14 protein-coding genes are annotated in these 15,360 nt (G+C 66.8%); 10 read left to right on the top strand and 4 right to left on the bottom strand.

Annotation, left to right across the window (positions count from 1 at the left end; genetic code table 11):
- Window positions 1-2: 2 nt before the first annotated feature.
- The 4 genes from dctA to PV781_RS21350 all read right to left on the bottom strand — a co-directional run bounded on the left by dctA (window position 3) and on the right by PV781_RS21350 (window position 5,039).
- A complete protein-coding gene (gene dctA / locus PV781_RS21365) occupies window positions 3-1,319 on the bottom strand; it encodes a C4-dicarboxylate transporter DctA (RefSeq protein ID WP_274777648.1) in 1,317 nt (438 codons plus the stop codon).
- The gene (locus tag PV781_RS21360; RefSeq protein WP_274777647.1) at window positions 1,316-2,617 is read right to left on the bottom strand and encodes a cation:dicarboxylate symporter family transporter; all 1,302 of its coding nucleotides are present in this window, start codon (window positions 2,615-2,617) and stop codon (window positions 1,316-1,318) included. Before PV781_RS21360 ends, dctA begins: the two co-directional genes overlap by 4 nt.
- 3 nt (window positions 2,618-2,620) lie before the next feature.
- Window positions 2,621-3,910: a dicarboxylate/amino acid:cation symporter gene (locus PV781_RS21355; protein ID WP_274777646.1), complete on the bottom strand. Its 1,290-nt coding sequence runs from the start codon at window positions 3,908-3,910 to the stop codon at window positions 2,621-2,623.
- Window positions 3,911-4,148: 238 nt separating this feature from the next.
- The gene (locus PV781_RS21350; protein ID WP_274777645.1) at window positions 4,149-5,039 is read right to left on the bottom strand and encodes a branched-chain amino acid aminotransferase; all 891 of its coding nucleotides are present in this window, start codon (window positions 5,037-5,039) and stop codon (window positions 4,149-4,151) included.
- 210 nt (window positions 5,040-5,249) lie between these two features.
- On the opposite strand from PV781_RS21350, the gene PV781_RS21345 reads away from it, so the two are divergent.
- The 10 genes from PV781_RS21345 (at window position 5,250) to glnT (ending at window position 14,996) form a co-directional block, all read left to right on the top strand.
- A complete protein-coding gene (locus tag PV781_RS21345; RefSeq protein ID WP_425532447.1) occupies window positions 5,250-5,789 on the top strand; it encodes a MarR family winged helix-turn-helix transcriptional regulator in 540 nt (179 codons plus the stop codon).
- Between the two features lie 39 nt (window positions 5,790-5,828).
- Window positions 5,829-6,551, top strand: coding sequence for a response regulator (locus tag PV781_RS21340; RefSeq protein ID WP_274777643.1), 723 nt, complete (start codon window positions 5,829-5,831; stop codon window positions 6,549-6,551).
- Window positions 6,548-7,936, top strand: a complete 1,389-nt coding sequence (locus tag PV781_RS21335; RefSeq protein ID WP_274777642.1) for an ATP-binding protein — start codon at window positions 6,548-6,550, stop codon at window positions 7,934-7,936. Before PV781_RS21340 ends, PV781_RS21335 begins: the two co-directional genes overlap by 4 nt.
- 114 nt (window positions 7,937-8,050) lie before the next feature.
- Complete coding sequence (locus tag PV781_RS21330; protein ID WP_274777641.1) at window positions 8,051-8,422, top strand: YciI family protein; 372 nt, start codon at window positions 8,051-8,053, stop codon at window positions 8,420-8,422.
- A complete protein-coding gene (locus tag PV781_RS21325) occupies window positions 8,419-9,672 on the top strand; it encodes an RNA polymerase sigma factor (protein ID WP_274777640.1) in 1,254 nt (417 codons plus the stop codon). The genes PV781_RS21330 and PV781_RS21325 overlap by 4 nt, the downstream gene beginning before the upstream one ends.
- 79 nt (window positions 9,673-9,751) lie before the next feature.
- Window positions 9,752-10,435, top strand: a complete 684-nt coding sequence (locus tag PV781_RS21320; RefSeq protein WP_425532446.1) for a helix-turn-helix domain-containing protein — start codon at window positions 9,752-9,754, stop codon at window positions 10,433-10,435.
- Window positions 10,436-10,548: 113 nt separating this feature from the next.
- A complete protein-coding gene (locus tag PV781_RS21315; protein WP_274777639.1) occupies window positions 10,549-11,448 on the top strand; it encodes a class II glutamine amidotransferase in 900 nt (299 codons plus the stop codon).
- Window positions 11,445-12,152, top strand: coding sequence for a protein glxC (locus tag PV781_RS21310; RefSeq protein WP_274777638.1), 708 nt, complete (start codon window positions 11,445-11,447; stop codon window positions 12,150-12,152). Before PV781_RS21315 ends, PV781_RS21310 begins: the two co-directional genes overlap by 4 nt.
- 77 nt (window positions 12,153-12,229) lie before the next feature.
- Window positions 12,230-13,564: an FMN-binding glutamate synthase family protein gene (locus PV781_RS21305; protein WP_274777637.1), complete on the top strand. Its 1,335-nt coding sequence runs from the start codon at window positions 12,230-12,232 to the stop codon at window positions 13,562-13,564.
- A 76-nt stretch (window positions 13,565-13,640) separates the two neighbouring features.
- Complete coding sequence (gene glnT / locus PV781_RS21300) at window positions 13,641-14,996, top strand: type III glutamate--ammonia ligase (RefSeq protein ID WP_274777636.1); 1,356 nt, start codon at window positions 13,641-13,643, stop codon at window positions 14,994-14,996.
- Window positions 14,997-15,360 lie beyond the last annotated feature (364 nt).

Below are 15,360 nucleotides of genomic sequence, written 5' to 3'. Positions count from 1 at the left end.
CGTCAGGCCGGCGTGACCCCGGCCGATCGGCCGGGCGCGCGCCTCTCCCCGTCCAGCGCCGCCCTGAGGCGCTCCATGTCGAGGGCGCCTTCCCACTTGGCGACCACCAGGGTCGCCACCGCATTGCCGATCATGTTGGTGGTGGAGCGCGCCTCGGACAAGAAGCGGTCGATGCCGAGAATGAGGGCGATGCCCGCCAGTGGCAGGTCCGGCACCACGCTCAAGGTGGCGGCGAGCGCGATGAAGCTCGACCCGCTCACCCCGCCCGCCCCCTTGGAGGTGAGCATGGCCACCGCAAGCAGTCCGGCGAGCTGGCCGAACGAAAGGTGCGTGCCCGTCGCTTGCGCGATAAAGAGGATGGCGAGGGTGAGATAGATGTTGGTGCCGTCGGAATTGAAGGCATAGCCGCCGGGCACCACCAGGCGCACCACTGCCGGCCGCGCGCCCGCCTGTTCCAGCTTGGGGATGAGCCCCGGCAGCGCGCTTTCGGCGCAGGAGGTGCCGATCACCAGCAGGATCTCGTCCTTGATGTAGCGCAGCAGCTTGAAGATGGAAAAACCGCACAGCCGCGCCACGGTGCCGAGCACCAGCACCACGAAGGCGATCTCCGCCAGATAGAGCGTGCCGATGAGCAGCAACAGGCTGCCAATGGCGTGCCAGCCGAACTTGCCCACCACGAAAGCCATGGCCCCGAACGCCCCCAGGGGGGCCGACAGCATGACGAGGCGCGCGAAAGCGAAGATAAAGCCCTCCAGCTTCTCCATGGCCCGCAGCAGTGGTTCGCCCGCCGGCCCCAGCCGCAGCAAGGCAAAGGCGGTGAGCAGCGAAACGAACAGCACCTGCACCATGTCGCCGGAGGTGAAGGCGCCCACCAGCGTGTCGGGGATGATGCCCAGGAGGAAGCCAGACACGGTGTGCTGGGCACCTTTGTCCACGTAGGGCGCCACCTCCGCCATGTCGATGGTGCGTGGATCCACCTGGAATCCTGCCCCCGGCTGCACCAGCAGGCCGACGGCTAGCCCGATGAACAGGGCCAGCGTCGACATGACCTCGAAATAAAGCAGGGCCTTGCCGCCGATGCGGCCCATGGCGACCTCGCTCCGGCTACCGGCGATGCCCACCACCAAGGTACAGAAGACCAGCGGGTCGATGATCATCCGGACCAGCTTGATGAAAGCCTGCCCCAGCGGTTCCAGCGCGGCACCAAAGGCGGGCGCCGCCAGCCCGACGCCGGCGCCCAGCAGCGCGCCGACGAGCACCTGCATGTAAAGCGAACGGTACCAGCCCTTGCGGGGCGGAACGGCTGCGGGCGCGGTCATGGGCGGCTTCCGCGGCCGAGCGTATCGGCGAAGCGGGCCGGTTCGTAGCCGCCATCCCAGCGCGCCACCACCACAGCCCCCACCGCGTTGCCGATGACATTGGTCAGCGAGCGGCCGGTGTTCAGAAACCGGTCCACGCCCAGCAGGAGAGCGATCCCGGCAGCCGGCACCGCCGGCACGATGGCGAAGGTGGCGGCAAGGGCGATGAAGACCGAGCCGGGAATGCCCGGCATGCCTCGCGTGGTGAGCATGGCGGTGGCGAGCAGGGCGACCATCTGGCCGGTGGTGAGCACCGTGTCGGTGGCCTGGGCGATGAAGAGGATGGCCAGCGTCATATAGATGTTCGTGCCGTCCAGGTTGAAGGAATAGCCCGCCGGCACCACCAGGCTCACCACCCCCTTGGAGAGGCCCGCCTCCTCCAGCCGGCGCATGGTGCCCGGCAGCGCGCTTTCCGAACACGCCGTGCCGAGAACCACGAACAGCTCCTCCTTCAGCAGCCGCAGCAGCGCCAGCAGGCTGAAGCCCGACGCCCAGGCCACGGCGCCACACACCCCCAGAACGAACAGGGCCTGGGTTCCATACATGGCGGCGGCCAGCCACAGGAACGGCACGAGGACGCCGATGCCATATTTGCCCACGACGAGGGCCATGGCGCCGAACGCTCCCAGCGGCGCCACCCGCATCACCAGGGTCACCAGCTGGAAGACAAGGTCCTGGAGATGGCGCAGCCCGCGCAAGATGGGAGCGCCCGCCTCGCCGAGGCGGGACAAAGCGAAGCCGCTGAGCAGCGCGACAAACAGGACCTGGAGCATGCTGCCCTGGGTCAGCGCGCCCACCAGCGTGTCGGGGATGATGCCCAGGAGGAAGGCTTCCGGCCCGGTGGCCTTGGCTTGCGCGGCGAAGTCACGGACCAAGGCCGGATCGAGGGAAGCGGCATGAATGTGCAACCCCTCCCCCGGCCGCAGCAGAAGGCCGGCCGCAAGGCCGAGAATCAGCGCCAGGGTGGACATGGCTTCGAAATAAAGCAGCGCTCCGCCGCCGAGCCGCCCTACGCGGCGTCCGTCTCCCAGGTCCGCAATGCCCAGCGTCAAGGTGCAGAACACCACCGGCGCCACCACCAGGTGCAGCAGGCGCACGAACAGTTCGGCCAAGGGGCCGAGCGCGGCGCCGAAACCGGGAACCAGTGCGCCCGTGAGCGCACCCGCCACCGCACCGATGAGCACCAGAACCGGCAGGCTGCGCCAGCGGGGCGTCCGGCTGGCGCTGGTGTGCGCCAGCGTGTGGCGGAGCATGGCCATGGATCAGTTGACGCGGGCGGGCTCGGTGGCGGGAGCGTCGGTCTCGCCATCCAGCACCCGGGCCAGTCGCGGCCGGTCGAGTTCGCCTTCCCACCGGGCGATCACCAAGGTCGCCACCGCATTGCCGACGAAATTGGTCAGCGAGCGGCACTCAGACATGAAGCGGTCGACGCCCAGCAGCAGCGCCATGCCGGCAATGGGGATTTCCGGCACCACTTCCAGCGTCGCCGCCAGGGTGATGAAACCGCCCCCGGTGACAGCGCCTGCCCCCTTGGAGGTGAGCATGGCCACCGCCAGGATGGTCAGCTCATGGCCCCAGGTGAGAGGGGTGTTGGTGGCCTGGGCGATGAAGAGCGTCGCCAGGGTCATGTAGATGTTGGTGCCGTCCAGATTGAAGGAATAGCCGGTGGGCACCACCAGCGAGACCACCCCACGAGACGCGCCGGCCGCCTCCAGCTTGCGCATGAGGCTCGGCAGCGCGCTCTCCGATGACGAGGTGCCGAGCACGATCAGGAGGTCCTCGCGGATGTATCGCAGGAGCTTCAAGATGCTGAACCCGGCAAGGCGCGCGATGGTGCCGAGCACGAGCAGCACGAACAGAGTCGCCGTGAGATAGAAGGTGGCAATCAATTCCAGCAGGTTGCCGATGGCGGCGAGGCCATAGGCGCCGATGGTGAAGGCCATGGCGCCAAAGGCGCCCACCGGCGCCGCGCGCATGACGATGGCCACGATGGAAAAGACCAGTTCCTCCACCTTGCGGATCGCTTCAAGGATGGGCTCGCCGCGCGGGCCGAGGGCGGAGAGCGCGAAGCCGGTGATGATGGCGACGAACAGGACCTGGAGGATCTCCCCCTTGGCCAGCGCCCCCACCAGCGTGTCGGGAATGATGTTGAGGAGAAAGTCCACCATGGAGGTGTGCTTGGCAGCAGTGGCGAACTGGGTCACCGACGCCGCATTGAGCGTGGCGGGATCCACATTGAAGCCCGCGCCCGGCTGGAGAACCTTGCCGACCATGAGGCCGATCACCAAAGCGAAGGTGGACACCACCTCGAAATAGAGGAGCGCCTTGCCGCCGACCCGGCCCACGCGCTTGACGTCGCCCATATTGGCGATGCCCACCACCACGGTGCAGAACACGACTGGCGCGATGATCATCTTGATCAGCTTGATGAAGCCGTCGCCCAGCGGCTTCATGGCCTCGCCCAGATGGGGGAAGAGGGTGCCGACCACCACTCCAAGTGCGACCGCCGCCAGGACCTGCACATAGAGGATCTTGTAAAGCGGACGACGCATCCTGCCCCCATGACGCAAGGTAAGTTATTGCCACTCCGGGGACATTAGAGGGCGCACGTCACGGAAAAACAACGGCTTCGGCGGTGCAACGCGATTTTCTGCGTAAGCGCGGCAGCGCCGCCGCCGCCCGGGCCTCGAAAGGGATGGTCCAACCCCGCTTTCCCGGCCCCCGCGCCAAAGAAAACGGGCGCCGACCTTCCGGCCGGCGCCCGCGATTTCAAAGCCTGTGCGGCAGCGATCAGGCGGCGGCCTGCTTCGGCTGCACCTCGGCGGTGTAGGCATCCATCAGCTGATGGGTGATGCCCGACGGGGCGAAGTGCCAGTCGGCGATCTGGCCAACGGGCGTCACCTCGGCGGCGGTGCCGGTGATGAAGCACTCGGTGAAGTCAGCCAGCTCCTCGGGCTTGATGGCCCGCTCGACCACCTCAAGGCCATGGCGGCGGGCGAGGTCGATCACGGTGCGGCGGGTGATGCCGTCCAGGAAGCAGTCGGGCTTCGGAGTGTGGATGACGCCATCCTTCACGAAGAAGATGTTGGCACCCGTGCACTCGGCCACCAGGCCCCGATAGTCCAGCATCAGCGCATCGGCGTAGCCGCGGCGCTCCGCCTTGTGCTTGGAGATGGTGCAGATCATGTAGAGGCCGGACGCCTTCGCCTTGCAAGGGATGGTCGCCGGGTCGGGGCGACGGAACTCCGCAAGGTCGAGGCGCAGGCCCTTCAGGCGCTGCTCGGGGTCGAAATAGCTCGGCCACTCCCACACCGCGATGGCGAGGTGGATCTTGTTGTTCTGGGCGGAGACGCCCATCATCTCGCTGCCGCGCCAGGCAACGGGGCGCACATAGGCGTCCACCAGACCATTCTTCTCAAGGGTCTGCTGCTTGGCCGCGCAGATTTCCTCAATGGAATAGGGAAGGGTGAAGTCCAGCATCTCGGCGGAGAGACGCAGGCGCTCGGAATGGGCCGCGCTCTTGAAGATGCGACCGCCATAAGCGCGCTCGCCTTCGAACACGCAGCTGGCATAATGAAGACCGTGGGAGAGTACGTGCACCTTGGCGTCCTGCCAGGGCACCATGGCCCCGTCATACCAGATCCACCCGTCACGTTTGTCGAAAGGCTCTCCACCACTCATTGTCTTCACTCCTATGCGGCCGTTCCTTTAAGACGGCCTTGCCTCCCTGGCGGCCGCGACTTTGCAGCCATGCCCGGTACGGTTACTTTCCGTCTGAAATATGGTCACAGACGGCAAGAGCGCAATGATCGAACTCCAGAACCTCGGTTCGAGACCGATCCTTTCGCCACCGCGACTGTGTGAGTAATGATCGGATCGAAAAAAGTCAACATGGCTGACATAAATCCTCTCATTGCGCCGCCTCTGGCAGATGCGCATTCCCCCGCCGCTCCGGCGGAAGGTCCCCCCATGGTGGACCTCATCGAGTTGTTTTTCTTCGCTTATCGGGATTTCGTCGCCGATCCCGACGAGGCGCTGGCGCCCCTCGGCTTCGGTCGCGCGCACCATCGCGTTCTCCATTTCGTGAACCGCCATCCCGGCATGCGCGTCACCGACCTGCTCGACATCCTGCGCATCACCAAGCAATCGCTGGGCCGGGTGCTGCGCGAACTGGTGGACGAGGGCTTCGTGGACAGCCGGGCTGGCGCGTCCGACCGCCGCCAGCGCCTGCTCTATCCCACCCCCAAGGGCGAGGCTTTGGCGCGGGCCTTCATGGCGGTGCAAAGCCGCCGGATCCACAAGGCATTGCAGGCTTGCGGGCCCGGCTCGCGCGAGACGGTGCGCCGCTTTCTTGTCGCCATGATCGACCCGGAAGATCGCGCCGAGGTGGAAAACCTGATCCATAGGGCCGAGCGCGGTCGCTCCGCCTGACCCCTTGCCTTCCCTTCTCCGACCGCAGACGGCCACACCATGAGCCCCGAGACCGCCACCGACCTGCCCCCCGCCTCCGTCCCGGACGATGCCCCCCATCTCCTGGTGGTGGACGACGACAGCCGCATCCGCACGCTGCTCTCGCGCTTCCTCACCGGGCACGGCTACCGCATCACCATGGCCGCCTCGGCAGCGGATGCGCGCAGCCGCATGGAGGGGCTCACCTTCGACCTGCTCATCCTCGACGTGATGATGCCCGGCGAGTCGGGCCTGGATCTGGCCCGCGACATCCGCCGCACCAATCCCGTGCCCATCCTCATGCTCACGGCCCGTTCGGATACGCCCGACCGCATCGCCGGCCTGGAGGCCGGTGTGGACGACTATCTGGGCAAGCCCTTCGAGCCGCGCGAATTGCTGCTGCGGGTGGGCTCCATTCTCAAGCGCGCCGCGCCGCCGCCGCCCAAGGCCATCGAGGAAGTGCGCTTCGGCGATTTCGTCTTCCATCTCGGCCGGGGAGAACTGGCCAAGGGCGGGGAGATCGTGCGCATCACCGAGCGTGAGCGCGACATGCTGCGCATCCTGGCCGAGGAGCCGGGCGAGACCGTGCCGCGGCTCGCGCTCGCCGGCAACGGGGCGGCGAGCGAGCGGGCGGTGGACGTGCAGGTGAACCGCCTGCGCCGGAAAGTGGAGCGCGACCCCGCCAATCCCATCTATGTGCAGACGGTGCGCGGGGTGGGTTACCGGCTCGTGGTGACGCCATGACCATGATGGCGGCGGGCCGCTCCGGGATGCGGGGTTTCCTCTCGCGGCTCGGAGCGGTGAACAGCCGCTTCGGGGCCTGGTTCAACAGCATCACCCCCAAGGGGCTCTATCCGCGCTCGCTGCTCATCATCGTCATGCCCATGGTGCTGCTGCAGTCGGTCGTGGCGTTCGTGTTCATGGAGCGCCACTACAATTCGGTCACGCGCCGCCTGTCCGCCGCCGTCAGCCAGGACATCGCCGCCGTGGTGGCGCTCTATTCAGCCTTTCCGACGGAGAAGGACGCCACCGTCCTGCGTCGCATTGCCTGGCAGAACCTACAGCTCACCGTGGACGTGCTGCCGCCCGATCCCCTGCCCGCCCCCAGCGCCCGGCCCTTCTTCTCCATCCTGGACGGCGTGCTCTCGCGCGAGCTCAGCCGGCGGCTGAAGCAGCCGTACTGGATGGACACGGTGGGCCGCTCCGACCTGCTCGAAGTGCGCATCAAGATGCCCAATGCGGTGCTGCGGGTCTTTGCCTCGCGCGGGCTCGCCTATGCCTCCAATTCCCACATCTTCCTGCTCTGGATGGTGGGCACCTCGCTTGTGCTGCTTGCGGTTGCCATCCTGTTCCTGCGCAACCAGATCCGGCCCATCGTGATGCTGGCGGACGCGGCAGAAGCCTTCGGCAAAGGGCGCGACGTGGAGAATTTCCGCCCGCGCGGCGCGCGCGAGGTGCGCCGGGCGGCGGTGGCCTTCCTGGAGATGAAGCGGCGCATCGAACGGCAGATCGAGCAGCGCACCACCATGCTGGCGGGCGTCTCCCACGACATGCGCACCATCCTCACCCGCTTCCGCCTGGAACTGGCCTTCCTGCCCGAGGGACCGGAAGTGGATGCGCTGCGCAAGGACGTCGACGAGTTGCAGGGCATGCTGGAAGCCTATCTCGCCTTCGCGCGCGGTGATCCCGGCGAGCAGTCGGCGCTCACCGACATGGCCCAGCTCATCGAGGATTTGCGTGCCAATGCGGAGCGCTCGGGCGCGGTGGCGCGGGCGAGCTTCCTGGGCCCGCCCCTGGTGGAGGTGAAAGCGGATTCGCTTCGCCGCTGCATCGGCAATCTGGTGGGCAATGCGGTGCGCTATGCCAAGAGCCTGGAGATTTCCGGCACCCGGGATGCCCGCTGGCTGATCGTCAACGTGGATGATGACGGCCCCGGCATTCCCGCCGAGAAGCGGGACGAGGTGTTCCGCCCGTTCCTGCGCCTGGACGATGCGCGCAACCAGGATGCGGGTGGCTCGGGGCTTGGCCTGTCCATCGCCCGCGACATCGCCCGCGCCCACGGCGGCGACATCATCCTGGCGGACAGCCCCATGGGCGGCCTTCGCGCCACCTTGCGCCTGCCGGTGTGACCGGAAGCCGGGTGGTCCTGGCGGGCGCCGAAAAAATTACGGCCGGCTGTCGGCAAGCTTACGCGCCGCGCGTTCCTTCGGCGTGACCGGCCAGATCACGGGAGAGGGACGCCCATGCAATATGCCATCCTTTGCTACCATCAGGAGGATGTGGTCTGTGCCTGGTCCAAGGAGGAGGACGACGCTGTGATGGCGCGCCTCGCCGTGGTCCAGGAGGAATTGATCCGCGCCGGCAAGCTCGGGCCCGTGGCCCGCCTCCTGCCAACCACCGCCGCCACCACCTTGCGCAAGGATCGTGACCCGCCCCTCGTGCTTGACGGACCGTTCGCAGAAACCAAGGAGCAATTGCTCGGCTTCTATGTGGTCGATTGCAAGGACCTGGAGGAAGCCCTCGACATCGCCCGGGCGCTGGGAAAGGCCAATCCGGGCGGCTCCTATGAGATCCGGCCCATCGGGCTTTTCTACCCTGGCGGCGCATCGGCGTGAGCGACCTGGACTTCATCGCCTCCACGCTCGCCGGAGCGCGGCCGCAGGCGGTGGCGGCCCTCCTGCGCTATTTTCGCGACCTGGATCTGGCCGAGGAGGCGTTCCAGGAAGCCTCGCTCCGGGCGCTTTCCCACTGGCCCAAGAACGGCCCGCCGCGTGATCCCGCCGCCTGGCTGATCCTGGTGGGGCGCAATGCCGCCTTGGACCATGTGCGGCGCCGCAGCCGGCAGGCCGAGCTGCCGCCGGAGGAGGAGGTCTCGGATCTCGAGGATGCCGAGGCGCGCATGGCAGAGCGGCTCGATGGGGCCGATTATCGCGACGACATCCTGCGGCTGCTCTTCATTTGCTGCCATCCCGAGCTTCCGGCCACCCAGCAGATCGCGCTGGCGCTGCGGGTGGTGTGCGGCATGAGCGTGCCGCAAATCGCCCGCGCCTTCCTGGTCTCGGACAGCGCCATGGAGCAGCGCATCACCCGCGCCAAGGGCAAGGTGGCGGGGGCCGGCGTCCCGTTTGAGCCGCCCGGCCCCGTGGAGCGGGCAGAACGCCTCGGGGCGGTGGCGGCCATGGTCTATCTCTTGTTCAATGAGGGCTATTCCGCCGGCCCTTCCGAAAGCGCAGGGCGCGGGTCGCTGTGCGACGAGGCAATCCGCCTTGCCCGTCTCCTGCTGCGCCTCTATCCCGCCGAGCCGGAAATCATGGGCCTCGCCGCCCTGATGCTGCTCCAGCACGCCCGGGCCCCTGCCCGCTTTTCCGCCGATGGCAGCACCGTGCTGCTGGAGGACCAGGACCGAACCCTTTGGAACAAACCCATGATCGCCGAGGGCCTGGCGCTCATGGACAAGGCCATGCGCCACAAGGTGCCGGGTGCCTACCAGGTGCAGGCGGCCATCGCCGCCCTGCATGCCCGCGCCACCACCCCGGCCGAGACCGACTGGCCCCAGATCGCCTTCCTCTATGGCGCGCTGGAACGCATGCAACCCTCGCCCGTCATCACCCTCAACCGGGCCGTGGCGGTGTCGAAGGTGTCGGGTCCCGAAGCGGCCCTGGCCCTCATCGAGCCGCTGGCGAGCCCCCTCTCGGGCTACTTCCATTTCTTCGGAGTGAAGGGCGCCTTCCTGAAGCAGCTGGGACGCACGGCCGAAGCCCGGGAGGCTTTTTTGCGTGCCATCGCCCTCGCGCGCACCCCGGCCGAGGCCGCGCACATCCGAATGCACCTCGACCACCTCTCCGGAGAGGAGAAAACCGCCTGAGCGCGCCAAATCCGCCTTTCGTCGCATGGACTGGCGCGAAAGGGGCTTTTTTCTTCTCCAGAAACTGGCAAGCTGGCCCATGGGATTTCACCGGGGAGGGTCAGGGGTGGCGGAGCGCAAGGCGAAGGTCGCGGACCAGAGCGAGGCGGTCGATTATGTGACCGGATCGAACGCACCGGCCGCAAGCGCGAGCACCCTGGAACATGCCCTCGGCGTGCAGGTGCGCTCCATCCGCCGGCAGCTCGATCTCACCGTCTCCGACCTTGCGGGCGCGGCCAGCATCTCGGTGGGCATGCTCTCCAAGATCGAGAACGGTCAGATCTCCCCCTCCCTGGCGACGCTGCAATCCATCGCCAAGGCGCTGAATGTTCCCATCACCACGCTGTTTTCCGCCTTCGAGGAGCGGCGCGACTGCTCCTTCGTGCGCGCGCACCAGGGCGTCATCATCGAGCGGCGGGGAACCAAGGTCGGCCACCAGTACGAGTTGCTCGGCCACGGCCTGGGCGGTGATATCGTGGTGGAGCCCTATCTCATCACCCTGTCGGAAGAGGCGACGCCTTATACGGGCTTCCGCCATGCGGGGGTCGAGTTCCTCTACATGCTGTCGGGCGAGGTCATGTATCGCCACGCCGACCGCACCTATCACCTGCGCCCCGGCGACTCACTGATGTTCGATTCCGGCGCCGCCCACGGCCCCGAGGAACTCATCGTCCGGCCCATGACCTACCTGTCCGTCATCGTCTACGCCCGCGACACCCGCTGAGAGCGTTCGCCACTATCTTTTCCTGCCAAGAAAATTTTATTCTAGATCGTTGACGGGAGGCGCTGGGCGGCGTACCACTTTGGTCAAGGTTTCTGACCGGCCCGGAGTGCGCCATGTGTGGCATCGTTGGTATCTTCCTTAAGGACCCCAAGCTGGAGCCGGACCTCGGCGCCATGCTCTCTTCCATGCTCTGCGTCATGACGGATCGCGGGCCGGACAGCGCCGGCTTCGCCATCTACGGGTCGGGCGAGAAGGACCATGTGAAGCTCTCCCTCCGCGCGGTCGAAGGCTATGATTTCGAGGCGCTCGCCAATTCCATCTCGCTGACCTCCAGCGGCGCGCCCAAGCTGGTGGTGCGCTCCACCCATGCGGTGATCGAGGTGCCCAAGGCCCATGAGGGCCAGGTGCGTGCCGCGCTCGCCGAGCGCCACCCCGAGGTCGCTATCGTGGGCACCGGCTCGCGCATGGAAATCTTCAAGGAAGTGGGCCTGCCCCGTGCGGTCGCCGAGCGCTTCGACCTGCCGGGCATGGCCGGCACCCACGGCATCGGCCATACCCGCATGGCCACCGAGAGCGCGGTGACCACCGCCGGCGCCCATCCCTTCTCCACCGGCGCCGACCAGTGCCTGGTGCACAATGGCTCGCTGTCCAACCACAACGACCTGCGCCGCAACCTGCGCCGCGAGGGCATCTCGTTCGCCACCGAGAATGACAGCGAAGTGGCGGCCGGCTACCTGACCTGGCGCATGCAGCAGGGCAAGTCCCTGGGCGAGGCGCTGGAAGCCGGCCTTGGCGACCTCGACGGCTTCTTCACCTTCGTGGTGGGCACGGAAAGCGGCTTCGGCGTCCTGCGCGACCCCATCGCCTGCAAGCCCGCCGTGATGGCCGAGACCGACCAATATGTCGCCTTCGGCTCCGAATACCGCGCGCTCGTGGATCTGCCGGGCATCTCCAAGGCCCGCGTCTTCGAGCCCGAACCCGCCACCGTCTATTTCTGGGACCGCGCCGCATGAACGCCTTCAATCCCGACGTCACGTTCGACCTCGCAGAGACCCCCCTGCGCGAACTGAACGCCGCGCTCCACAAGGCCACAGGCGAAAGCAATACCCGGCACTGGCGGGTGCTGAATCCCAATGGCCGCCATGCCCTCGCCGCCGGCGTCAAGGCGCCCCTCACCATCGAGGTGGACGGCCATGTGGGCTATTACTGCGCCGGCATGAACCAGCAGGCCAACGTCATCATCCACGGCAATGCCGGGGTGGGCGTGGCCGAGAACATGATGAGCGGCTTCGTCCATGTGCGCGGCGATGCCAGTCAGTCGGCGGGGGCCACCGCCCATGGCGGCATGCTGCGCATCGACGGCAATGCCTCGGCCCGCTGCGGCATCTCCATGAAGGGCATCGACATCATCGTCCAGGGCTCGGTGGGCCATATGAGCGCCTTCATGGGCCAGGCCGGCTCGCTGATCGTGTTCGGTGATGCGGGCGATGCGCTGGGCGACAGTCTCTATGAGGCCAAGCTCTTCGTGCGCGGCTCGGTGAAGAGCCTCGGTGCCGACTGCATCGAGAAGGAGCTGCGCGACGAGCACAAGCAGCATCTGCACGAGAAGCTCACCGCCGCGGGCCTCGCGGGCACAGTGGATGTGTCCGAGTTCAAGCGCTACGGCTCGGCCCGCCAGCTCTACAACTTCCACATCGACAATGCCGGCGCCTACTGAGCGCTCTTCCCTCTCCCGACTGCGGGAGAGGACGCCCGCCGCGCCCCGTCAAACGTCTTTTCTCGCGTGAGGATCAGATGACCTCCCACACCAATGTCCCGCGCACCCTGCCGCGCTTCTCGTCCACCTTCGATCCGCACACACTGGCCGAAATCCGTCGCGCCGCGGCCACCGGCATCTATGACATTCGCGGCGGCGGCACCAAGCGCAAGCTGCCCCATTTCGACGACCTCTTGTTCTTGGGCGCCTCGGTCTCGCGCTATCCGCTGGAAGGCTATCGCGAGAAGTGCGGCACCGACGTGGTGCTGGGCACCCGCTTCGCCAAGAAGCCCATCCACCTGAAGACGCCTGTGACCATTGCCGGCATGAGCTTCGGCGCCCTCTCCGCTCCCGCCAAGGAAGCGCTGGGGCGTGGCGCCTCGGCCATGGGGACCTCCACCACCACGGGCGATGGCGGCATGACGCCTGAGGAGCGCGGCCATTCCTCCACCCTCGTCTACCAGTATCTCCCGTCCCGCTACGGCATGAACCCGGACGACCTGCGCAAGGCGGACGCCATTGAGGTGGTGATCGGCCAGGGCGCCAAGCCCGGCGGCGGCGGCATGCTGCTCGGCCAGAAGATCTCCGACCGCGTGGCCGCCATGCGCACCTTGCCCAAGGGCATCGACCAGCGCTCCGCCTGCCGCCATCCCGACTGGACCGGACCGGACGACCTGGAAATCAAGATCGAGGAGCTGCGCGAGATCACGGACTGGGAAAAGCCCATCTATGTGAAGGTCGGCGCCTCCCGCCCCTATTACGACATCTCCCTCGCCGTGAAGTCGGGCGCCGACGTGGTGGTGCTGGACGGCATGCAGGGCGGCACGGCGGCGACGCAGGACGTGTTCATCGAGCATGTGGGCATCCCGATCCTCTCCGCCATCCGCCCGGCGGTGCAGGCGCTCCAGGATCTCGGAATGCATCGTAAGGTGCAGCTCATCGTCTCCGGCGGCATCCGCAATGGCGCGGACGTGGCCAAAGCCCTGGCGCTCGGCGCCGACGCGGTGGCCATTGGCACGGCGGCACTGGTGGCGCTGGGCGACAATGATCCGCAATATGAGGACGAGTACCAGGCTCTGGGCACCACGGCGGGTGCCTATGACGACTGGCACGAGGGCCGCGACCCGGCGGGCATCACCACCCAGGATCCCGAGCTGTGGTCCCGCCTCGATCCCATCAAGGCCGGCCGGCGTCTGGCCAATTATCTGGGCGTGATGACCCTGGAAGCCCAGACCATCGCCCGCGCCTGTGGCAAGAGCCACCTGCACAATCTGGAGCCGGAGGATCTGGTGTCCCTCACCATCGAGGCCGCCGCCATGGCCGGGGTGCCGCTGGCGGGCACCAACTGGATCCCGGGCCGCACCGGCTTCTGACCACAGCTTTCATCGCGCCGGGCACAACCGGCGCGATCTCGCCTAACGAAAACGAAGACCTTCCAGGGGACAGCACATGACCCGTTCGTTCGACCTGCCGCGCGAAGCCGAAGGCCGCGCCTCCATCGCCGCCTCCGCCGACCTTGAGAAGGTCGCGCAGGAGAAGGGCATCAAATATTTCCTCATTTCCTATGTGGACCTGTTCGGCGGCCTGCGCGCCAAGCTCGTCCCCGCATCAGCCATCGGCGACATGCAGAAGGCCGGCGCGGGCTTTGCGGGCTTTGCCACCTGGCTCGACATGAGCCCGGCCGATCCCGACCTGTTCGCGGTTCCGGACGCCTCCTCCCTCATCCAGCTGCCCTGGAAGCCGGAAATCGGGTGGCTCGCCTCCGATCTCTACATGGACGGCACGGAGGTGGCGCAGGCGCCGCGCACGGTGCTGAAGAAGCAGCTCGCCGCTGCCGCGAGCCTCGGCTACGAGATGAAGACCGGCGTGGAGTGCGAATACTTCCTCATCTCCGCCGACGGCACCGCCATCTCGGACGGCTCCGACCGCGCCGAGAAGCCGTGCTACGACCAGTCCGCCTTGATGCGCCGCTACGAGGTCATCAAGGAAATCTGCGATGCCATGCTCACCCTGGGCTGGGGTGCCTACCAGAACGACCACGAGGACGCCAACGGCCAGTTCGAGATGAACTGGAACTATGACGCGGCCCTCCTGACCGCCGACCGGCACGTCTTCTTCAAGTTCATGGTCAAGTCCATCGCCGAGAAGCATGGCCTGCGCGCCACCTTCATGCCCAAGCCCTTCATCAACCTGACGGGCTCGGGCTGCCACGTGCATGTCTCGCTCTGGAACAACGGCAAGAACGCCTTCTCCGATCCCAAGGGCGAGCTGGGGGTTTCTTCGCTCGGCTACAATTTCATCGGCGGCCTCATCCACAATGCGGACGCGCTGTGCGCCATCACCAATCCCACGGTGAATTCCTACAAGCGCATCAACGCCCCCCGCACCATTTCGGGCGCCACATGGGCGCCCAATACGGTGACCTATACGGGCAATAACCGCACCCACATGATCCGCATTCCCGATGCGGGGCGCTTCGAGTTCCGCCTCGCCGATGGCGCGGCGAACCCTTATCTGCTACAGGCGGGCGTCCTGGCGGCGGGCCTCGACGGCATCACCAATAGCCGCGATCCCGGCAAGCGCCTCGACATCAACATGTACACGGACGGCCACAAGGTGAAGGGCGCCAAGAAGCTGCCGCTTAACATGCTGGATGCCATGCGCGCTCTGGATCGCTCCAAGGTGCTGAAGGACAGCCTCGGCGAGAGCTTCGTTTCCGGCTACCTCAAGCTCAAGGGCGAGGAATGGAACGCCTATTCCCGCCACCTGACCCAGTGGGAGCGTGACAACACGCTGGATATCTGAAGCGCAGAATCGCTTCGCCCCTCTTCGGGCACTGCGGCGCGCACAGGCAGTGCCAAGTGCCTGGCAATGCCCCATGTGGTGCGCGCTCCGGGGAGCGCGATCCGCTCGGATGTCGTCCATCTCAGCGGATCGCGCCCTCTGGCGTTGAAATCGCGCCTTGTCTGCCGCGCTCAAGATCGCCTTCCTGCAGGCCGCCCGCCTGCCGCGGCGCGCAGGGGCCAGTCGCTTTAGGCTTCGGGCGCCAAAGCCTCCCTAGAATATTTCCAATCCTGAGACTGCAGCGCGCGAGTGAAAGCCACCGCCGCCTGCGACGTGCCTCACGTCATTTTTCCCGCGCTTGGACAAGAGACAATTCTCCGCTTTC

Source organism: Aquabacter sediminis, assembly GCF_028863665.1.
Lineage (GTDB): Bacteria > Pseudomonadota > Alphaproteobacteria > Rhizobiales > Xanthobacteraceae > L1I39.
Note: the sequence above shows the minus strand (reverse complement) of the source record. Positions and strands in the feature narration are given on the sequence as shown.